Consider the following 18,647-nt stretch of genomic DNA (forward strand, 5'->3'; position numbering starts at 1 on the left):
TCGACCTCAACCTCTGCAGACGATAAGTGACAAAACTGTTCGCGATGTCCTCGCACACCTGTTCGCGATGTCTCCGGTCCAAACAGGGGGGAGAGGTGGCTCGGCGAAGCCGAGACGGAGTGGGGGAAGTCGGTCCTCAATCGCGCGGCTTTGGTAACGCGATCAGCTATCCATTCAGACGCACACATTACCTGCATGGCACTGCTTGGCTTAGAAAAACGCCTGCATCCCCGTCTGTGCCCGTCCCAGGATCAGCGCGTGCACGTCGTGCGTGCCTTCATAGGTGTTGACGGTCTCCAGGTTCTGCGCGTGGCGCATGACGTGGTAGCCGATCTGGATGCCGTTGCCGCCATGCATGTCGCGGGCCTGGCGCGCGATATCGAGAGCCTTGCCGCAATTGTTGCGCTTGACGATCGAGATCATTTCCGGCGCCATCTTGCCTTCATCCAGCAACCGCCCGACGCGCAAGGACGCCTGCAGCCCAAGCGCGATCTCGGTCTGCATATCCGCCAGCTTCTTCTGGTAAAGCTGCGTTCCGGCCAGCGGCTTGCCGAACTGCCTGCGGTCGAGACCGTATTGGCGGGCGCGGTGCCAGCAATCCTCGGCGGCGCCCATCGAGCCCCAGGAAATGCCGAAGCGAGCCCGGTTGAGGCATCCGAACGGTCCGCCGAGGCCTTTTGCGTTGGGCAGCAGCGCATCTTCGCCGACTTCGACGCCTTCCATCACCACTTCGCCGGTGATCGACGCCCGCAGCGAAAGCTTGCCGCCGATCTTCGGCGCCGAAAGCCCTTTCATGCCCTTTTCCAGCACGAAGCCACGGATCTCGTCCTTGCCGTTCTCGCCCTTCAGCTTCGCCCAGACGACGAACACATCGGCGACGGGCGCGTTGGAAATCCACATCTTCGAACCGGACAGCTTGTAGCCGTTGGCTGTCCTCTCGGCGCGTGTCTTCATGCCGCCCGGGTCGGAGCCGGCATCCGGCTCGGTCAGGCCGAAACAGCCGATCCACTCGCCGCTGGCAAGCTTGGACAGGTACTTCTTGCGCTGTTCGTCCGAGCCATAGGCGTAGATCGGATACATCACCAGCGACGACTGCACTGACATCATCGAGCGATAACCCGAGTCAACACGTTCGACTTCCCGCGCGACCAGCCCATAGGTGACGTAGTTCGCGCCAAGCCCGCCGAATTCCTCGGGGATGTTGATGCCGAGCAGGCCGGCCTCGCCCATTTCGCGAAAGATCGCGGTGTCGAATGTCTCGTTGAGGTAGGCGTCCTCGATCCGCGGCGCCAGTCTGTCGGCGGCGAAGGCCGCCGCACCGTCGCGCACCATGCGCTCGTCTTCCGAAAGCTGGCCCTCGATCAGGAACGGATCTTCCCAGACGAATGCGTTCTTGTCGGCGGCCATCGCGTTTCTCCCAAACAATGCATCTCGCTCAAAATGACGGCATGCATGAAGCAAAATCTTGGCCCGTTCTATCGGCCTGCGCCTCGAAAAAATCAAACGAAATTGATTCACCGATCAATGAGCGTTAGGAATGGATCATGAGTGTCCAGCGCCGCCTTTTGCCCAACATAAGCGCCCTTGCCGCCTTCGAGGCTGTGGCCCGGCTGGGCAGTTTCACCGCTGCCGCCCAGGAGCTCGATCTGACCCAAGGCGCGGTCAGCCGGCAGATCAGATCGCTTGAAGATCAATTCGGCCGCCGGCTGTTCGAACGCGACAGCCGCAATGTCAGGCTGTCGACATCGGGCGAAATCTACGCCGAGGCGGTGCGTTCAGCACTTGGCCAGTTGCGTGACGCAGCCCTTGGATTGATGAGCAATCGGCATAGCGGCATCCTGAACCTTGCCATATTGCCGACCTTCGGCACGCGCTGGCTGATGCCGATGATCCCCGATTTCGTCGAAAACAATCCCGATATCACCATCAATTTCGTCACCCGCGTCGGTCGCTTCGACTTCGCCAGGGAGAGGCTGGATGCCGCCATCCACTATGGCCTGCCGGACTGGCCTGAGGCCGACTCCACACTGCTGGTGCGCGAAACCGTGGCGCCGGTCGTGTCGCCCGAATTCCTCGCCGGCCGCGCCATCGCCTCCCCGGCCGATATCGGCCGCCTGCCGCTGCTGCATATGGCGACGCGTCCTGGCGCCTGGACCGAATGGTTCGAGCGTCAGGGCCTGAGCGCGCCGACCGGGCCCGGCATGCAGTTCGAGCAGTTCGGCACCGCCGCCCAGGCCTGCATGGCGGGGCTCGGCGTGGCGCTGCTGCCGCTGATCCTCATTGCAGGCGAATTGCAGCGCGGCCAGTTGGTGCCGGCGCCAGGCCAGCCCATGCAAAGCCGCAGCGCCTACTATCTCGTCATCCCACACGACAAGCGCGGCCATCCGCCGGTCGCCAGTTTTCGCGACTGGCTGCTGGGCCGGGTCGAGAAAGAGCCGGCCGTTCTGGCGTGGTAGCTACTTTCGCTTCAGCGCATCGGCCAGCGCAGCACCGAATGCGCCTTGCTGTGCCGGCCGCTCCGGCTGACGTTGCTGCGGCGTCGGCGAACGCGGTGCCGGCCTGCCGCCTCCGGTATCGCGCGGCCCACCTTTCGACGCGCCGCCTTCGCCACCATCCTTGCGCATGGATAGCGCGATGCGCTTGCGCTTGATGTCGACGTCGACGACCCGCACCTTGACCACGTCGCCGGCCTTGACCACCTCATGCGCGTCCTTGATGAACCGGTCGGCCAGTTGCGAGACATGCACCAGCCCGTCCTGATGCACTCCGATATCGACAAAGGCGCCGAAGGCGGCCACATTGGTGACCGTGCCTTCAAGCAGCATGCCGGGCTTCAGATCCTTGATGTCGTCGATGCCGTCGGCGAAGGTCGCCGTCTTGAAACCGGGGCGCGGGTCGCGGCCGGGCTTTTCCAGCTCCGCCAGGATGTCGCGCACCGTAGGCAGGCCGAAACGCTCGTCGACGAAGACGCGCGGGTCGAGTGCCTTCAGCGCGGCACTGTCGCCCATCAGCGAGCGGACATCGCGCCCGCAGGCAGCGACGATCTTCTTGGCCACGCCATAGGCTTCGGGATGCACCGACGAGGCATCGAGCGGCTCGCTGCCATTGGCAATGCGCAGGAAGCCGGCGGATTGTTCGAATGCGCGAGGTCCGAGCCGCGGCACCTTGAGCAGGTCTTTGCGGCTGGCGAAGGGGCCGGTCGCATCGCGATGCGCGACGATCGCGTCGGCCAGAGACGCGCCGAGACCTGAAACGCGCGCCAGCAGCGGCGCCGAGGCGGTGTTGAGATCGACGCCAACGGCGTTGACCGCGTCTTCCACCACCGCTTCCAGCGAGCGGCCGAGACGGTACTGGTCGACATCATGCTGGTACTGGCCGACGCCGATCGATTTGGGTTCGATCTTGACCAATTCGGCCAGCGGATCCTGCAGCCGCCGGGCAATCGACACAGCGCCGCGCAACGACACGTCGAGGCCAGGGAATTCCGCCGCCGCCGTCGCCGATGCCGAATAGACCGAGGCGCCGGCCTCGCTGACGATCACCTTCAGCGGCTTCGGCCCACCATCCGCCGGCATGTCGGACAGCATGTCGGCGACCAGCCTTTCCGTCTCGCGGCTACCAGTGCCGTTGCCGATCGAAATCAGCTCGACCTTGTGCAGGCGGATGAGCTTGGCGAGTTCCGCCTGCGTGCCACGCACATCGTTCCTGGGCGGAAATGGATAGACCGTCGTTGTTGTCAGCACCTTGCCGGTGCCGTCGACCACCGCCACCTTGACGCCGGTGCGGATGCCGGGGTCGAGCCCCATCGTCGCGCGCGAACCGGCGGGCGCCGCCAGCAGTAAATCCTTCAAATTGCGGGCGAAGACATGGATCGCCTCTTCCTCGGCCCGCTCGCGCAGGTCGCGCATCAAATCGAGTGTCAGGTGCAGCGACAGTTTTATGCGCCAGGTCCAGCCCGCCACCTCCATCAGCCATCTGTCACCCGGCAGGCTGCCGCCGATGGCATAGGCATTGGCGATCATCCTCTCGACCGGTTTCACCGGCGAGGTGTCATCGGCATCGACCTCGATGTCGAGCGACAGCACTTCCTCGTTGCGGCCGCGCAGCATCGCCAGCGCGCGGTGGCTCGGCACATTTGTCCAGCGCTCGACATGGTGGAAATAATCGGAGAACTTCGCGCCGGCCTCCTGCTTGCCGTCGACCACCCTGGCCCGCATGAAGGCGCGCTCCTTCATGTAGCTGCGCAATTTGCCGACCAGATCGGCATTTTCGGCGAATTGTTCCGACAGGATGTCGCGCGCCCCTTCGAGCGCCGCCTTGGTATCGGCCACCTCTTCGCTGACATAGGCCAGCGCCAGTTCGGCAGGCACCAATGAGCGGTTCGCCAAGATGGCTTCGGCCAGCGGCCCCAGCCCGCGTTCCCTGGCGATCTCCGCCTTGGTCCGGCGCTTGGGCTTGTAGGGCAGGTAGATATCTTCCAGCTCAGCCTTGGTGGTGGCGGCGACGATCTTGCCTTCAAGCTCCTCGGTCAGCTTGCCCTGGTCGCGGATCGAGCCAAGGATGGTGTCGCGGCGCGCGTCGAGCTCGCGCAGATAGGCAAGCCGTTCGGCAAGATCGCGCAATTGCGTGTCGTCCAGCCCGCCGGTGACTTCCTTGCGGTAGCGCGCCACGAACGGCACTGTCGCGCCCTCGTCCAGCAGCCCGATCGCCGCGGCCGCCTGTTCTGGCCGCGCGTTGATCTCGGCCGCGATGATGGCTGCGATGCGCTTGATGTCGGATGCCATGTCGTTCCTGCTCTCATCGAAAAGAGCGGCGACCATAGGCGCAGACGTCCGGCCCGCCAACCGCCGCGCTTTGATCAGCCCGGCGGGTCCACAGGAAAGCGTGCGCTAATGTGGCGGCTCGGGCCCAGTCTAGACCATGCGGCTCAGCGCCTCGAAGAAGGCGACGATCTCGACATCGAGCGGATCGTCGACCGGCTCCGGCTGCGACGACATCTTGGCGATCACCACTTCGGTCCTGGGATCGACATACAGCCACTGACCATGGATGCCGATGCCGCAATAGGCGCCGTTCTCGTGTCCAGTCTGGTACCATTTGTTGCGGTAACGGCCTTTGGGAAACAGTGGCAGCATCGCGCCGCGCTGCCAGGCGTCTGCACTGCCGCCAGTGCTGGTCGTGTCGCGTACCCACACCTCGGGCACGATGCGGCGGCCATTGGCCACCCCGCCTTGCCGCATCATCTCGCCGACACGCGCCAGGTCGCGCGGCGTCACCGAAATGCCGCCGGCAGTGCGCGCCGTGCCCTCCATGTCGACGCCGATCGAGGCTTCGCTGACAGCGCCGAGCGGCAGCCACAGCTTCTCGCGCATCAGGTCGGTGAACCGCTGGCCCGACGCACGCTCGAGCAGCAGGCCGAGCAGGTCGGAATTCGGCGAGCGGTAGCGGAAGGTCTGGCCATGCGGCTCTGCAAGGCGTTGCAGGGTCAGGATGAATTCGCGCAGGCTCTCCGTGCCGCCGCCCGGATTCCACAGCGTGGCGCGACGATAGCGGGCGAAAGCGCTCTCCGGATCAAGATAGGCTTCCTCGAAATCGAGGCTGACGCTCATGTCGAGCACATGCCGCACGCTCGCATCGCCATAGGCAGAGCCGGCGGCTTCAGGGATGTAGGCCGTCACCGGCGCTTCCGGGTCGAACACCCCCTCGCCTTGCAATATGCCGGCGATGATGGCTGTCACCGACTTGCTGATCGAGAAGATGATGTGGCGGGCGCCGAAATCCATATGCGGGGCGAACCAGTCGCCGACGATCTTGCCGCCTTTCATCACCGTCAGTGCGTCGGTGCTCGAACGTGCGAGAAATTCAGCCACCGTCTCCGGTGTGCCGGCGATCACGACCTTTTCGCCGAGTAGGCCGCCCATATCGCGCACGGGGGTTTCGACAACCCCCGACGCCGCCGCCACGCGGGCGGTCGGCACCAGTTCGCCGAGATTCTGGAACGACCACCGGTTGAACGGGTTCTCGCGCCAGTTGGCGAGCACCACCTGGTTGCGCCGGAAGCCATAGCGGGTCTCGAACACGGTCTTGCCGGTCATGGCGTTTCCTTCCGGGTCGTTTCTTCTTTGTGGGGCTCAGCGAAGTGCCGTGGCGATAGCGTGCAGGGCCTTCAGCGTCGCTATGGAATAGGCACCATTGGCGAAATCCGGCCAAGTCGAAAGCTTCACCACGACCATTCCGGTGTTCCAGTCGATATGGATCATCTGACCGAACACGCCGCGGCACATCAGTGCGCGCGAGCGCGGGTCCTCGATCCAGAACTGGTTGCGATAGCTGCCCTCCGGCAGGCTGGGGCTGAAGTCCGGCCCATGCCTGCCGTTGCGCGTCGCCTCGACCCAGCCGGCCGGCACGACGCCGCCACCATTGTCGAGGATCAGCTGGCCGAAGCGGCCATAGTCGCGCAGCGTCGCGTTGAAGCCGCCATCGGCCACCGCATAGCCGGCGCTGTCGACCGTGAAGCAGGCGCTTTCATCAGCGCCGAGCTTTTGCCAGAGTTCTTCCGAAACCAGCTGCGGAAGCCGTTTGCCCGTCACCCGTTCCATGATGAAGGCAAGCACGTCGGTCTCGATCGAGCGGTATTCGAATTGAGCCCCGTGCGGGCGGATCGTTTCCTTCAAGCCCAGGATCAGCTCGAACATGTGCGAGGGCCAGCGAAAGGCCGGATCGCTGCCCGGCGGCACCGGCTTCCAGCCGGTGGCGACATCGACCTGGCCAATGTCCGAATAGCGGTCGGTGTACTCCTCGGAGAAGCGGACGCCGCTGGTCATGTCCAGCACATGCTGCACACTGGCGCCGGCCCAGCCGGTGACGCCGAGCTCCGGCAGGTAGTCGGTTACCGGTCTGGCCGGACCGATCAGGCCGCGCCCAACCAGTATGCCGAACACCGAACCGGTAAGGGACTTCGCCATCGACTGCGACAGGTGCAGCGTGCGCTCATCCATGCCGTTGAAGTAGCGCTCATAGGCAACCTTGCCGTCCTTGAGCACCAGAAAGCCGTCCGTATAGGTCTCGTCGAGCAGGCCGGCGAGCGTTGTCGGCATGCCCTCGCTGTCCTCGACCTGCAGCCCGTCGAGATCGGCCTCGGCGCGCTCGAACCGGTGGCGATGGCCATTGCCGCGCCAGACTTCGGCGGTCGGCAGAATTTCACGGATGTGCTGGAACGCCCAGCGGTTCCACGGCGGCCGGTCCCAGTCGAGCTTCGGCGGTACCATGGCGGGCGGCGAGCCCTGCATGATCGGCGGCCGCGGATCGGAATTGCGATAGGAGTCCATGACGGCCGAGTCCCTTGAACATAAAAACGGACCCGGCGGCGTGTGCCGCCGGGTCCGTCGAACCAAGTTTACTTCTGCAACTCGGTCCAGATCTTGGTGTAAAGTTCCTGGGTTTCCGGCGAGCACATCTGCTGCAGCTCGCCAAGGGGCTTGTCCGCGGCCGGAATTATGACTTCCGGCGCGTCCTTCATGTCGGCAGGCATGTACTTGTCCGAACCGGTGATGCCATTGGCGTAGCGGTGGAAGGCCGAGAGACCTGCCGCGTTTTCCGGATCCATGATGAAGTTCTGGAAAAGTTTGGCGTTCTCGACGTTCTTGGCTTCCTTCAGAACGACGACGTTGTCGCTCCACAGGCCGAAGCCTTCTTTCGGATAGTTGTAGTGGATGGCCGGGTTGGCCAGCCGCTGGCGCAGCGCCGAGCCGTTCCAGTCGCTGGTCGCCTTGAAGTCGCCGGCGCCCATCTTCTCGATGGTGTTGTACTCCATCGCGATCCAGTTCGGCTTGGCCGCCACCAGCAGGTCGCGCACCTTCTTCAGCACCGCCTTGTCGTCGGTGCATTGCTGGCCACCGACATACTTGATCGCGGCGAACATCACATCGCCCATCTCCGGAACGACATTGACCTTGCCCTTGAGTTCGTCAGGCGTGTTGAAGATGATACCCCAGCTATCGGCCGGCCCCTTGTAGGCATCGGTGTTGACGACCACGCCGATCGTGCCCCACGCCCATGGAACACTGTATTTGCGACCCGGATCGAAATCGGGATTGGCCCATTCCGGCGCCACGTTCTTGAAGTTTTCCATCTTGCCAGGATCGGTCTCCTGGATGAGGCCTTCCTTGATCCAGATCGGCACGTAGGTCTGCGACGGCACCGCGATGTCGAAGCCGGTGCCACCCTGGCGAACCTTGGCCAGCGCGGTGTCGTTGGAATCGTAATCGGTGATGGTCACCTTGACGTTGTATTTGGCCTCGAACTTCTTGATCACATCGGGGCTGGTGTAGTTGCCCCAATTGTAGATGTTGAGCACGCCGTCGGCGCGGGCCAGGCCCGTCGAGGCGAGCAACGCCAACCCCATGGCGGTTGCTGTTGTCTTCCAGTTCATGGTTTTAACTCCCATTTTTCGGTTCAGTCTCGTTTCCTGCTGACGAAGAAAAACAACGTGACGATCGCGACCGAAAGCAGCAGGAAGGCGGTCGATATCGCGTTGATCTCGGGTGTGATGCCGCGGCGGATCTGGCCGAGCATGTAGGTGGGCAGCGTGTCCTGGCCGCCTGATTTGACGAACTCGGTGATGACGACGTCGTCGAGCGAGATGACGAAGGCCAGCATCAGCCCGGCCAGGATGCCGGGCCACAGAAGCGGCAGCGTGATGCGCCGGAAAGCCTTCCAGGGCGTCGCGTAGAGGTCGGCTGCGGCACGCTCCAGCGTCAGGTCCATATTCTCAAGCCGCGCCCGGATCGGCAAATAGGCAAAGGGAATGCAGAACGCCGTGTGCGCGGCGACCAGATAGCCGATGCCGGAATAGCCGGTGAAGATCTTGATGCGCGAGAAGAAGATCAGCAGCGCCACGCCGGTGACGATCTCGGGCACCATCAGCGGCTGGTTGATCGCCGCATATTTGAAGGTGAGGCCGGGATAGGACGCGGTGCGGGTGGTGGCGAGCGCCGCCATGGTGGCAAAGATCGTGGAGAGCACCGCCGCGATGGAGCCAATCTGGAAGGAACGCAGCGTGGCATCGACGACCTGCGTGTTCTGCCATGCCGACTGGAACCATTTCAGCGAAAAGCCGCCCCATTCGGAGGTCGAGCTCGCCGCGTTGAAGGCATAGATGACCAGCACGATGATCGGCAGATACAGCACGATAAAGCAGGTCGCGGCGATCGCGGTGAATCCTGGCTGGTGCTTGATGGAAAAGTTCTTAGCCATGACGCACCCCCGATCTTCCGGCATTGCGCACATAGGCAAGCAGCGCCACCATGACGATGATCATGACGGCGATCGACAGCGCCGAGCCGAGTGGCCAGTTGCGGCCCTGCCCGAACTGCAATTCGATCAGGTTGGACAGCATCATGTTCTTGCCGCCGCCAAGAACGCTCGGTGTCACATAGGCGCCAAGTGCTGGAATGAAGACCAGTATGGAGCCGGCGATGACGCCCGGTTTGACCAGCGGAAAGATGATCCGCCGCAGCACCTGGAAGCGCGACGCGTAAAGGTCGTACCCCGCCTCGACCAACCGGAAATCGAGCTTTTCCATGCTGGCATAGATCGGCAGCACCATCAGCGGCAGGTAGACATAGGCCATGCCGATCAGGATCGCCGTGTCGGTGTAAAGTATCTGGATGGGCGCCGAGATGATGCCGAGCTTGAGCAGGATCGTGTTGACGATGCCTTCGTTGCGGATGATCTGCAGCACCGCGAAGGTGCGGATCAAAAGGTTGGTCCAGAACGGAATGGTAATCAGGAACAGCCAGAGATCGCGGGTCTTTTCGCTCCGCGTCGCCATGAAATAGGCGGTCGGGAAACCAAGCACCAAAGTGGCGATCGTCGTCACCACCGAGAGCTTGATCGAGCGCAGGAAGATGGTGACGTGGGCGGCGGCGATCGAAAGCGTGTCGTCGAAGATATCGCGTTCCAGAAACACCGATGTCCAGGCTTCCGGCGAGAACTGCCACTTCACGTCGCCATAGGAGCCTGGCGTCAGGAACGAGTAGACGAGCACGATCAGCAAGGGGCCGGTCGCGGCGAGGAAAATGACCAGCAGCGCTGGCGCTGACAAAAGCCAGCGGTCACGGACATCGCGCCGCTCCGCTGCCTTGGCGACTTCTTCCGCGGTCGCCATCGTCAGTCCTTCAGGACCTGAGCGGCATCGCTGCCGATGAGGATACCGACCGCGTCGCCCTTCTCGAAACCGCAGCCCGCGCTGCGCGTGTTCTGCTGGCGTACGGTGAAGAGTTCGCCGCTGTCGAGATGAACATGGATGTGGGTGTCGGTGCCGAAATAGACGATGTTTTCGACCGTCCCCGACAGTTCGCCCTTGGCCTTGGTCAGCTTGGCGTGTTCGGGCCGAACCACCACCGTGGCGTTGGATTTGGGCTGGAAACCCTGGGCCACGGTCGCCTCGATGGTCGCACCGGATTTGAGCGTGGCGCGCGCCTTGCCGTTGGCCATCTCGCTGATGGCGGCGGTGAGGAAGTTGGTTTCACCGATGAAGTCGGCGACGAAGCGCTCCGCCGGCTTGTCGTAGATATCCCAGGGCGAACCGACCTGCAGGATCTTGCCCGATGACATCACCGCGATGCGGTCTGACATGGTCAGCGCTTCTTCCTGGTCGTGGGTGACGAAGATGAAGGTGATACCGGTCTCGTGCTGCAGCCGTTTCAACTCGATCTGCATCTCCTTGCGCAGCTTGTAGTCAAGCGCCGACAGCGGCTCATCGAGCAAAAGCACCTTCGGCTGCGGCGCCAAAGCGCGGGCCAAAGCCACGCGCTGCTGCTGGCCGCCGGAGATCTGGCTGGTGCGACGACCCGCGAGTGCCTCCATCTTGACCAGCTTCAGCATCTCGGCGACGCGCGCCTTGATCTCCGCCTTCGGCTTGCCCAGCATTTCCAGGCCAAAGCCGATATTGTCGGCGACCGTCATGTGCGGGAACAGCGCATAGGACTGGAAAACGGTGTTGACCGGCCGCTTGAAGGGCGGCAGCGGCGCGATGTCCTGGCCGTAGAGCAGGATTTCACCGGCGGTTGGAAAGTCGAAGCCGGCGATCAGCCTGAGCAACGTCGTCTTGCCGCAGCCGGATGGCCCCAGCAACGTGAAGAATTCGTTCTCGCGGATAGATACCGAGACCGTGTCGAGGGCAGCTACCTGCCCCTCACCTGATCCGAAAATTTTGCTGACGTTTACTACTTCAATCGCATTCCGATCCGGTTTGTCCGGCACGATTACGCCTCACTGTTGACCCCGCTCTTGCTGGCGGAGCTCTTCCCCTGTTCGATGTGACCACATGGCCGGTGGGTTGGCAAGCCCGGCATTGGGTCACAGTTCAATCAGTCATTAAGGCCTGCAAGCCCCATGCCATAGTCAGGCCTGATAGGTGACCTTGCCGCCGCAAATCGTCGTCACCGGCCGCACCTTGTGCAGGTCGGCCGGGGCGGTGTTCTCGATATCCATCGACAAAACCACCAGATCGGCCATGTAGCCTGATTTCAGCGTGCCCTTGCGGTGCTCGGCGAATTCGGCGTAGGCGCCCTCGATCGTGTAACCGGCGATCGCTTCATGCAGTGAGAAACTCTGGTCCGGGTCGCTTTCTGCCCACGGTTTGCGCAACACTGCCGCCTGAATGCCCAGGATCGGATCGATCGGCGACACCGGCCAATCGGATGCGAAGACGACATGCGCGCCGGCATCCTTCAAGGTCCGCCAGGCATAGCTCAGCGGCCAGCGCGCCGGCCCGATGCGCGATACCGTCGGCTCCAGCGGAAAATCCATTGCGCCGGGCGGATGCGGCGGTTGCATGGAGGCAATGACGCCGAGTTCGGCGAAACGCGGCACATCAGCGATGGTGGTGACCTCGATGTGCTCGACGCGGTGACGGCTGTCGCGCTTGCCGTTCGCCTTCTGCGCCGCCTCATAACCGTCGAGCACCGCGCGCACCGCGCCGTCGCCGATCGAGTGCACGGCAATCTGCAACCCGCGTCTGTCGACCGCGACGGCCAGATCGATGAATTGTTGCGGCGTGAACAGCGGCTCGCCAACCCAGTCCGGGCGGTCGGCATAGGGCTCGACCATGACAGCTGTCCAGGAATCGAGAACGCCGTCGTAGAACACCTTGACCATGCCCGACGACAGCCATTCGCTGTTGTAGCGTTCGGCCATATCGGATGCCTTGTCGAGCATGTCGAGCGTCATGAAATTCTTGTAGTGGAACGGGATCTTGACGCGGCAGGGCAAGCCTTCCTCGGCGTCGATCTCGGCCAGCAGCTCAAGCTGATAGAGATTGCCGTCCATGTTCTGGATCGAGGTGATGCCGTGGCGGGCGCACCAGGCGAGCCCGCGCCGCATGATGTCGCGGTCGGCGTCCCGCTCCGCCGCCGTCGGCATCGGGTCCGGCTCGCCGCCGGTCGACAGGCCCAGCCGAACCCGGCCTTCGCCGGCAAGATCGAGCACCGGACCAAAGGCCTCGCCTTCGCGCAATTCGCCGGCGGCCAGTCCATCGTCACCCATGACGATCTCATTGCCAGGGCCGAGCGTGCGCCCCTGCAGGATGCCGGCCATTTCCAGCGCCTTGGTGTTGGCCCACATGGTGTGATGGTCGGGCGCCGCCATGCAGAACGGGCGATCGGGCAAAATGGCGTCGAGGTGATGGCGCGTCACGCGCTCGCTGCCGAGCACGGTGTAGTCGACGCCTTGGCCGACCAGCATCGTCGCGTCGGGCCGGGTCGGCGCATAGTCGCGGATCGCCTTCTGCAGCGCCTCGAAGCCCTGAATACCGGTGAGTTGAAGGTGGGCAAGTTCAGCCCCGCCCGAAAACAAATGCATATGGGCTTCGATGAAACCCGGCACGACAGAACCGCCCTTGGCGTCGATCACCTTGGTGGCCGGTCCCTTGAACTCTTCGATGGAGGCGCGGCTGCCGATGGCGATGATGGCGCCGTCCTTGACGGCGACGGCCTCGGCGGCGGGATTGTCGTCGTCCATGGTCCGTACACGACCGTTGATGACGATCAGATCCGCATTGTGACCCGCACCTGTGACAGACATCGCGACTCCGCGCTTTTGACGACTGACTGGGACCGACAACCCCTCATGTCCAACGACCTGCCACTCCACCGGAGCGGCGCCATGGGACGAAAAAGAATGCCAGCGCGCTGTCTTGGAAATTCCCCTTGTCATCCCAAGAGGCAGCGTGGATAAAGAATGCGACTGATTATTCGCGTTTGTCAACATACCGAATCTGGAATGTATTGTGGACAGCAAGCTCCCACCATGTTGAGACCGGGCGGAGAACGAGGACATCAAGCCGTGAAGCGCAGTCTCGATCGCAAAACCAGGATAGCGCTCGAACCGCGCAAACAGCCGCGGCAACAACGCTCCAGCAAGGTAGTCGACCGGATTCTCGACGCAGCGCTGGTCTTGACGCGCGAGCAAGGAACCAAGACGCCGACGACGCTCGCCATTGCGCAGCGCGCAGGCTTGTCGGTTGGTTCGATCTACCAATACTTTCCCAACAAGGAAGCCATTCTTCTGGACCTCGCCCGGCGCTGGCTGTCATCCTTTCCCGAGGTGATCGCCAGACGTATCAAGGTCGCCCCGCCCACCAACCGTGAAGAGTTTCGGCGCGAAGTGCGCAGGCTCTTCACCGACACGTCCAGGCTCTACCTGGAAAACGCCACCCTGATGCCGGTGATCGAGGCCATTTCAGGCAACGCCGACCTCAGGCCGATCCAGAACGAATATGACGACCAGATCATCGCCCTCTACGCCGCATGGCTGCAGCATGTGAACCCGGCACTTGAAGACAAGATCGCCAGCCGGCTCGGTGTGCTGATGATGGAGGTCGGACACGTTTGCCGGCTTGTGGGGCTGAAAAAGGATCGCAGGACGTTCGACCTCATCGAGGACGATGTGGAAACCATGTGGCTCGCTCTGGTGAGCCCTTATCTCAATCTTGAATCTTGACTGATTTCACACTTCGAGAGGAATTTATGAAGACTGTTTTCTCCCCCCTGCACGCCGGCCATGCCGGCCAAATGGAACTGGTCACATCGGCCATCGTGCCGGGCTTCGAAAAGCCATCGAGGGCCGAATTCATCAAGGCACGGGTCGAAAGCGAGAAACTGGGTCCCATCATCGCGCCGCACGAACATGATCTCGCCGCCGCCAAGCGTATCCACAAATCAGACTATATCGACTTCCTCCCGACGGTCTGGCCGCAATGGCTGGAAGCAGGCCTCACGGGCACGGCGATGCCCTTCACCTGGCCGACGCGCGGCCTGCGCGGCGACGTGCCGCCAAAGCGCGTCGACGCGCTGTTGGGCTATTATTCCTTCGATGCCGGCGCCACCTTCGTCGAAGGTACCTGGGCGGCGATCAAGTCTTCGTACGATGTGGCGCTGACCGCCGCCGGCCTGGTCAAGGATGGCGAGGCTTCCGCCTTCGCGCTCTGCCGTCCGCCCGGCCACCATGCCGGGGCTGGCTTCATGGGCGGCTATTGCTACATCAACAACGCCGCCGTCGCCGCGCAATGGTTCCGCGACCAGGGCGCCAAACGCATCTCGATCCTCGATGTCGACTATCACCACGGCAACGGCACGCAGGAGATATTCTACGACCGTGCCGACGTGCAGGTGCTCAATCTGCATGGCGATCCGATGGTCGAGTACCCGTTCTTCCTCGGCCATGCCGACGAACGCGGCGCCGGCGAAGGCGAAGGCTTCAACATCAACTATCCGATGCCCTTCGGCACCGACTGGGATGCATGGAACGCCTCGCTCGAGGATGCCTGCGCCAGGCTCACCGCTTATGCACCGGATGTCGTCATCGTCTCGCTGGGTGTCGATACGTTCGAGAAGGACCCGATCAGCCAGTTCAAGCTGAAGACATCTGATTATCCCAAGATCGGCCGCCGCATCGCCAAGCTCGGCCTGCCGACGCTGTTCGTCATGGAAGGCGGCTATGCCGTCGAGGAGATCGGCATCAACGCGGTAGGCGTGCTGACCGGGTTCGAGGATCGGTAAATGCCTGTCGTTCAGGAGCATCTAGCGATTTTGGGACAACGACAGGCATAGCAAAGGACCACCGGGACCGGGCGACAACATCGCCCGGTTCCCACTACCGGGCCAAGGCACCAGCCTTCGGCACAGCAACCGGCGCGCCCATCTGTTCAATGCTCCCGAGCCTGACGAAATCGACCGGCCGCCGAAATGGCCGGCGAAGATTTTCGCGTCCCGGTCTTCTGTCCGAGGCGCGAAAACCGACCTCTGAGTCGCACGTGAGTCCATCGGATTCGATTTTGTCAAATCGCGTTTGATGTCAGATTCAACTGCGGGTAGATTAGACCCGAATCAGCCGGTCCTTGGGGGGCGCGGCGACCACCCAAAGTCTCTTGTTCCGGAGCTTTTCCGGCACCAGACGCGGACGGCTTCGCGTTCCCTGAATGGATTCGGATCTGGTTGGCGCAGCCCTGCGCCACGCGTGTGTCTTCGTCAAAGTAATGCGTATTCGGGTTCGGCGGCTGGCTTCCAGCATCCGGACAGCAGAAACGATTCCGGCCAAAAGCAACAAGAATGAGCAGTCCCGCCGCACTTCTTCAATCCGACACATTGGGCTCGCGCCTGACGTCGCGCGGCGATCTCACCAGCTTTTTCATGCAACTGACCGCCGAGATCGGCGCCGACAGCTACATGCTGGTCGCCATTGTCCACGACCAGGACCGCAACGATGCGCGCATCGTCTCCTCCAACTGGATTTTCGATGCCATCGAACTGATCGGCAAGCGGCTGATCGCCGGGCTTGCGCAAGGCGCGCTCACCGTCTCGCCAGGTATCCGCCCACAGCCGCTGATGGCATCCCGGGCACCAGAAGCAGACGGATTGGTCACCGGCGAGGAAGCCCGCCTTCTCGACGTGCTCGGCCATGCCGAAATCTATTCGCTGCGCCTCAATGTCGGTCGCCAGCGCCTGTTCGCCCTGTTCTCTGCGGCGACCGCCGGCAGCATCGACCAGCCGGCGTTGATGCGGGCGCAGCTGAAATGCTGCTACGCGCTCTCGCACATTCCGCAACTCATTGCCGCCGCCGCCATGCAGGATCCGTTGTCGGATCGCGAGCGCGAATGCCTGTTCTGGGTTTCCGAAGGCAAAACCACCGACGAGGTCGCCGTCATCCTTGGCGTCTCCTCCAACACCGTCAACAGCTACATCACCCACGCCATCCAGAAATTCGCGGCCAGCAACCGCGCGATGGCCATCGCCACGGCGATCAGGAGCGGCATCATTTGAAACACGCCGATATCAAGGAAACGGCCGAAGCCCTTTTCAACGAGCAGCGCAACCCGTTCGGAGCCTTCACCCTTGGCTCCGAAACCCATCACGCGGTCACCATTCCCGATGCCGTGCGCCGCTGCCGCTGGATCGCCGTTGACATGAATGCCTCGGCTTTCGGGCTCTTCTTCGTAAGCCCCTCGCCCGAGCGGGCGCGGCTCGTGCCATGCTTTGATTCCGACTATCCCGGCATTGCCGTGGCGACCAAGTTCATCTCAGGCGCCAACGGCGAGGAGATCGTGCGCCACACCCGCATCTCGACCGAACCGCGCTGGTGGACGGATGACGGCGCCCCTGCCATGGCGGAGCTGTTTGGCGATCTCGCCTGGACCGAGCAGATGGCGGCGCTGGTGCCCGGAACCAGCGGCATCGCTTTTCCCGTTCACGCTGACCGCGGCCAATGCGGCCTTGTCGTGTTCCTCGGCTCGGAGATGACCATGCAGCAGGATGCGCTCTACGAAATACACGCCCGCTGCTTTTCGCTGTTCGCCGCCGTCGCCCGCATCCGTCCGGGCGATACCGGCCGCATGCGCGCAATCTCCAAGCGCGAACTCGAATGCCTGAAGCTGACCGCCAACGGCAACACCAGCGAGGAGATCGCGCGGCTCCTGAAACTGTCGGTGCACACCGCCAACCAGTATCTGACCCAGTCGACCCAGAAGCTCAACGCCGTCAATCGCAACCAGGCCGTTGCCAAGGCGCTGCGGCTGGGCTTGATCGAATAGGGGAATTCGACAGCGCTTCGAAAGGCGACCGACGGTCAGCGATAGGCGAGCGGCTCGACCTTGCGGATACGCGCCTGTTCGATCACCGCCTCGAGCAGCGCCGTATTGTGCTCCGGGTCTTCGCCCGGCTTCTCGAACGACACGTAGTTGACCGCCACCGATGCGCCGAGCTCGCTCAGCGTCAGCTGGAAATAGACGGTGACGCCGGGCGGCCTCAGTTCCAGATCGAGCACGATGCGCGGGCTGCCGCTCCAGTCGACATGCGCCTCACCACCATGGCCGAGCCGTAGAGTGCCCGGCATGAAGAACAACTCAACCGCTGAATCGACCAGGTCCGACAGGCACGCGAAATGCTCCAGCCGGATAAAGGCGATGTAGTCGGCGACATCGATCAGCCTGAGTTCCCCCACCACCTGCTCGATGGCGCTGGCGACGATGATCTCGCGGGATTTTGCGTGCGGTTGCCGGTTCATGAAATCTGTCTGCGCTCAGCCTTTTTCGAGTAGACGATCCGCACCAGTTCGGCGACGGCCTGGTAGAATTGTGATGGGATTACACTATCGACCGAAACTTGCTTGTACATGGAGCGGGCGAGCGCCACGTCCTCGAAGACCGGGATGTTGTGTTCCCGCGCGATCTCTCGGATTTTCAGCGCCACCAGATCCTGGCCCTTGGCCAGCACCATGGGTGCCGAGTCCTCGTCGCGCACATATTTCAGCGCGATCGAGAAGTGCGTTGGGTTGGCGATGATCAGCGTTGCGCGCGGCACCGCCGTCATCATCCGCTTGCGCGCCCGGTCGCGCGCCAGCGAGCGCAGCCGCGACTTGACGATCGGGTCGCCCTCGGACTGTTTGAACTCGTCCTTGACCTCCTGCTTGCTCATGCGCAGATCCTGCTTCCAGTGGAAGCGCGACCAGACGATGTCGATTGCCGCGATCAGCCCCATGACGAAGACGATCGCCACCAGGATGTCGACGGCGATGCCGCGGATGACGAGACCGAAGGCGACCGGATTGGTGATCATCCCGGCGAGCAGCTTTCGGTGGTCTTCCGACAGGGTGAAGCTCAGCACGACGATGGCAAACCCGACCTTGCCGAGTGACTTCAGGAACTCGACCCAACCCTGGATGCCGAACAGCCTGTTCCACCCCTTGGCGATCGAAATGCGCGAGAGTTGCGGCCGGACCCGCTCGCCTACGAATTGCGGCATGTTCTGGAACACCGAGGCGCCGACGCCGGCGACGGTCAGCAGCACCATCAGGCTCAGGACGGCGCGGCCAACCTCGAGGAGGACGATTTTGTAGAGCGCGATGACGTCGGTCTCCGTGTCCATCGGCCAGGCTTCCGGCTTCTCCAGGAACATCGACAGGAACATGCCGAGATCGATGATCGCATCCTTGGCGTAGAAGACGGTGAACACCAGTATGGCAACGAACGAGGCAAAGAGCGCTGTCTCCCGCGAATGGGGCAGTTTGCCCTGTTCGATGGTGTCGCGGATCTTCTTTTCCGTCGCCTCTTCGGTTTTCGAATCCTTGTCGACCGCGTCAGCCATGGCGCG

Annotated in this window: 16 protein-coding genes; 5 read left to right on the forward strand and 11 right to left on the reverse strand. The window is 62.8% G+C overall.

Going from position 1 to position 18,647, the window contains the following annotated elements; all coding sequences use genetic code 11:
- Positions 1 to 210 precede the first annotated feature (210 nt).
- Complete coding sequence (locus NKH52_RS21715; protein ID WP_352733697.1) at positions 211 to 1,407, reverse strand: acyl-CoA dehydrogenase; 1,197 nt, start codon at positions 1,405 to 1,407, stop codon at positions 211 to 213.
- Between the two features lie 137 nt (positions 1,408 to 1,544).
- Between NKH52_RS21715 and NKH52_RS21720 the strand changes: the two genes are divergently transcribed.
- Positions 1,545 to 2,456 carry a LysR family transcriptional regulator gene (locus tag NKH52_RS21720; RefSeq protein ID WP_352733695.1) on the forward strand — a complete coding sequence of 304 codons (912 nt, stop codon included), beginning with the start codon at positions 1,545 to 1,547 and terminating at the stop codon, positions 2,454 to 2,456.
- Here NKH52_RS21720 and NKH52_RS21725 read toward each other — a convergent pair whose 3' ends face one another.
- The 8 genes from NKH52_RS21725 to NKH52_RS21760 form a co-directional block, all read right to left on the reverse strand.
- On the reverse strand, positions 2,457 to 4,784 hold the full coding sequence (locus tag NKH52_RS21725) for a Tex family protein (RefSeq protein WP_352733693.1): 2,328 nt from the start codon (positions 4,782 to 4,784) through the stop codon (positions 2,457 to 2,459). It abuts the gene before it with no gap.
- A gap of 129 nt (positions 4,785 to 4,913) precedes the next feature.
- On the reverse strand, positions 4,914 to 6,095 hold the full coding sequence (locus tag NKH52_RS21730; protein ID WP_352733691.1) for a serine hydrolase domain-containing protein: 1,182 nt from the start codon (positions 6,093 to 6,095) through the stop codon (positions 4,914 to 4,916).
- 36 nt (positions 6,096 to 6,131) lie between these two features.
- On the reverse strand, positions 6,132 to 7,328 hold the full coding sequence (locus NKH52_RS21735) for a serine hydrolase domain-containing protein (protein ID WP_352733689.1): 1,197 nt from the start codon (positions 7,326 to 7,328) through the stop codon (positions 6,132 to 6,134).
- Between the two features lie 68 nt (positions 7,329 to 7,396).
- Positions 7,397 to 8,431 (reverse strand): ABC transporter substrate-binding protein, encoded by a 1,035-nt coding sequence (locus NKH52_RS21740; RefSeq protein WP_127290368.1) that lies wholly within the window; start codon positions 8,429 to 8,431, stop codon positions 7,397 to 7,399.
- 23 nt (positions 8,432 to 8,454) lie between these two features.
- On the reverse strand, positions 8,455 to 9,255 hold the full coding sequence (locus NKH52_RS21745) for an ABC transporter permease (protein WP_352733686.1): 801 nt from the start codon (positions 9,253 to 9,255) through the stop codon (positions 8,455 to 8,457).
- A complete protein-coding gene (locus NKH52_RS21750) occupies positions 9,248 to 10,168 on the reverse strand; it encodes an ABC transporter permease (protein WP_352733684.1) in 921 nt (306 codons plus the stop codon). The genes NKH52_RS21745 and NKH52_RS21750 overlap by 8 nt, the downstream gene beginning before the upstream one ends.
- Positions 10,169 to 10,170: 2 nt before the next feature.
- Positions 10,171 to 11,265, reverse strand: coding sequence for an ABC transporter ATP-binding protein (locus NKH52_RS21755; RefSeq protein ID WP_352441909.1), 1,095 nt, complete (start codon positions 11,263 to 11,265; stop codon positions 10,171 to 10,173).
- Between the two features lie 141 nt (positions 11,266 to 11,406).
- Positions 11,407 to 13,086 carry an amidohydrolase gene (locus NKH52_RS21760; RefSeq protein ID WP_352733682.1) on the reverse strand — a complete coding sequence of 560 codons (1,680 nt, stop codon included), beginning with the start codon at positions 13,084 to 13,086 and terminating at the stop codon, positions 11,407 to 11,409.
- 156 nt (positions 13,087 to 13,242) lie between these two features.
- Between NKH52_RS21760 and NKH52_RS21765 the strand changes: the two genes are divergently transcribed.
- The 4 genes from NKH52_RS21765 (at position 13,243) to NKH52_RS21780 (ending at position 17,089) form a co-directional block, all read left to right on the forward strand.
- Positions 13,243 to 14,004 carry a TetR/AcrR family transcriptional regulator gene (locus NKH52_RS21765; protein WP_352733680.1) on the forward strand — a complete coding sequence of 254 codons (762 nt, stop codon included), beginning with the start codon at positions 13,243 to 13,245 and terminating at the stop codon, positions 14,002 to 14,004.
- A 26-nt stretch (positions 14,005 to 14,030) separates the two neighbouring features.
- Positions 14,031 to 15,062 (forward strand): histone deacetylase family protein, encoded by a 1,032-nt coding sequence (locus tag NKH52_RS21770; protein ID WP_352733678.1) that lies wholly within the window; start codon positions 14,031 to 14,033, stop codon positions 15,060 to 15,062.
- A 549-nt stretch (positions 15,063 to 15,611) separates the two neighbouring features.
- Positions 15,612 to 16,322, forward strand: a complete 711-nt coding sequence (locus NKH52_RS21775) for a helix-turn-helix transcriptional regulator (protein WP_352733676.1) — start codon at positions 15,612 to 15,614, stop codon at positions 16,320 to 16,322.
- Positions 16,319 to 17,089: a helix-turn-helix transcriptional regulator gene (locus tag NKH52_RS21780; RefSeq protein ID WP_352733674.1), complete on the forward strand. Its 771-nt coding sequence runs from the start codon at positions 16,319 to 16,321 to the stop codon at positions 17,087 to 17,089. Before NKH52_RS21775 ends, NKH52_RS21780 begins: the two co-directional genes overlap by 4 nt.
- Positions 17,090 to 17,124: 35 nt before the next feature.
- Here NKH52_RS21780 and NKH52_RS21785 read toward each other — a convergent pair whose 3' ends face one another.
- Complete coding sequence (locus tag NKH52_RS21785) at positions 17,125 to 17,562, reverse strand: BspJ family T4SS effector nucleomodulin (RefSeq protein ID WP_127268991.1); 438 nt, start codon at positions 17,560 to 17,562, stop codon at positions 17,125 to 17,127.
- On the reverse strand, positions 17,559 to 18,641 hold the full coding sequence (gene flhB / locus NKH52_RS21790) for a flagellar biosynthesis protein FlhB (protein WP_127290384.1): 1,083 nt from the start codon (positions 18,639 to 18,641) through the stop codon (positions 17,559 to 17,561). The genes NKH52_RS21785 and flhB overlap by 4 nt, the downstream gene beginning before the upstream one ends.
- Positions 18,642 to 18,647 lie beyond the last annotated feature (6 nt).

Source organism: Mesorhizobium sp. M1066 (assembly GCF_040318635.1).
Taxonomy (GTDB): Bacteria; Pseudomonadota; Alphaproteobacteria; order Rhizobiales; family Rhizobiaceae; genus Mesorhizobium.

Excerpts from the sequence above, each read along its gene's own strand:
- NKH52_RS21715 (WP_352733697.1), bottom strand. The coding sequence starts at position 1,407 with ATGGCCGCCGACAAGAACGCATTCGTCTGGGAAGATCCGTTCCTGATC.
- NKH52_RS21720 (WP_352733695.1), top strand. The coding sequence starts at position 1,545 with ATGAGTGTCCAGCGCCGCCTTTTGCCCAACATAAGCGCCCTTGCCGCC.
- NKH52_RS21725 (WP_352733693.1), bottom strand. The coding sequence starts at position 4,784 with ATGGCATCCGACATCAAGCGCATCGCAGCCATCATCGCGGCCGAGATC.
- NKH52_RS21730 (WP_352733691.1), bottom strand. The coding sequence starts at position 6,095 with ATGACCGGCAAGACCGTGTTCGAGACCCGCTATGGCTTCCGGCGCAAC.
- NKH52_RS21735 (WP_352733689.1), bottom strand. The coding sequence starts at position 7,328 with ATGGACTCCTATCGCAATTCCGATCCGCGGCCGCCGATCATGCAGGGC.
- NKH52_RS21740 (WP_127290368.1), bottom strand. The coding sequence starts at position 8,431 with ATGAACTGGAAGACAACAGCAACCGCCATGGGGTTGGCGTTGCTCGCC.
- NKH52_RS21745 (WP_352733686.1), bottom strand. The coding sequence starts at position 9,255 with ATGGCTAAGAACTTTTCCATCAAGCACCAGCCAGGATTCACCGCGATC.
- NKH52_RS21750 (WP_352733684.1), bottom strand. The coding sequence starts at position 10,168 with ATGGCGACCGCGGAAGAAGTCGCCAAGGCAGCGGAGCGGCGCGATGTC.
- NKH52_RS21760 (WP_352733682.1), bottom strand. The coding sequence starts at position 13,086 with ATGTCTGTCACAGGTGCGGGTCACAATGCGGATCTGATCGTCATCAAC.
- NKH52_RS21765 (WP_352733680.1), top strand. The coding sequence starts at position 13,243 with ATGCGACTGATTATTCGCGTTTGTCAACATACCGAATCTGGAATGTAT.
- NKH52_RS21770 (WP_352733678.1), top strand. The coding sequence starts at position 14,031 with ATGAAGACTGTTTTCTCCCCCCTGCACGCCGGCCATGCCGGCCAAATG.
- NKH52_RS21775 (WP_352733676.1), top strand. The coding sequence starts at position 15,612 with ATGAGCAGTCCCGCCGCACTTCTTCAATCCGACACATTGGGCTCGCGC.
- NKH52_RS21785 (WP_127268991.1), bottom strand. The coding sequence starts at position 17,562 with ATGAACCGGCAACCGCACGCAAAATCCCGCGAGATCATCGTCGCCAGC.
- flhB (WP_127290384.1), bottom strand. The coding sequence starts at position 18,641 with ATGGCTGACGCGGTCGACAAGGATTCGAAAACCGAAGAGGCGACGGAA.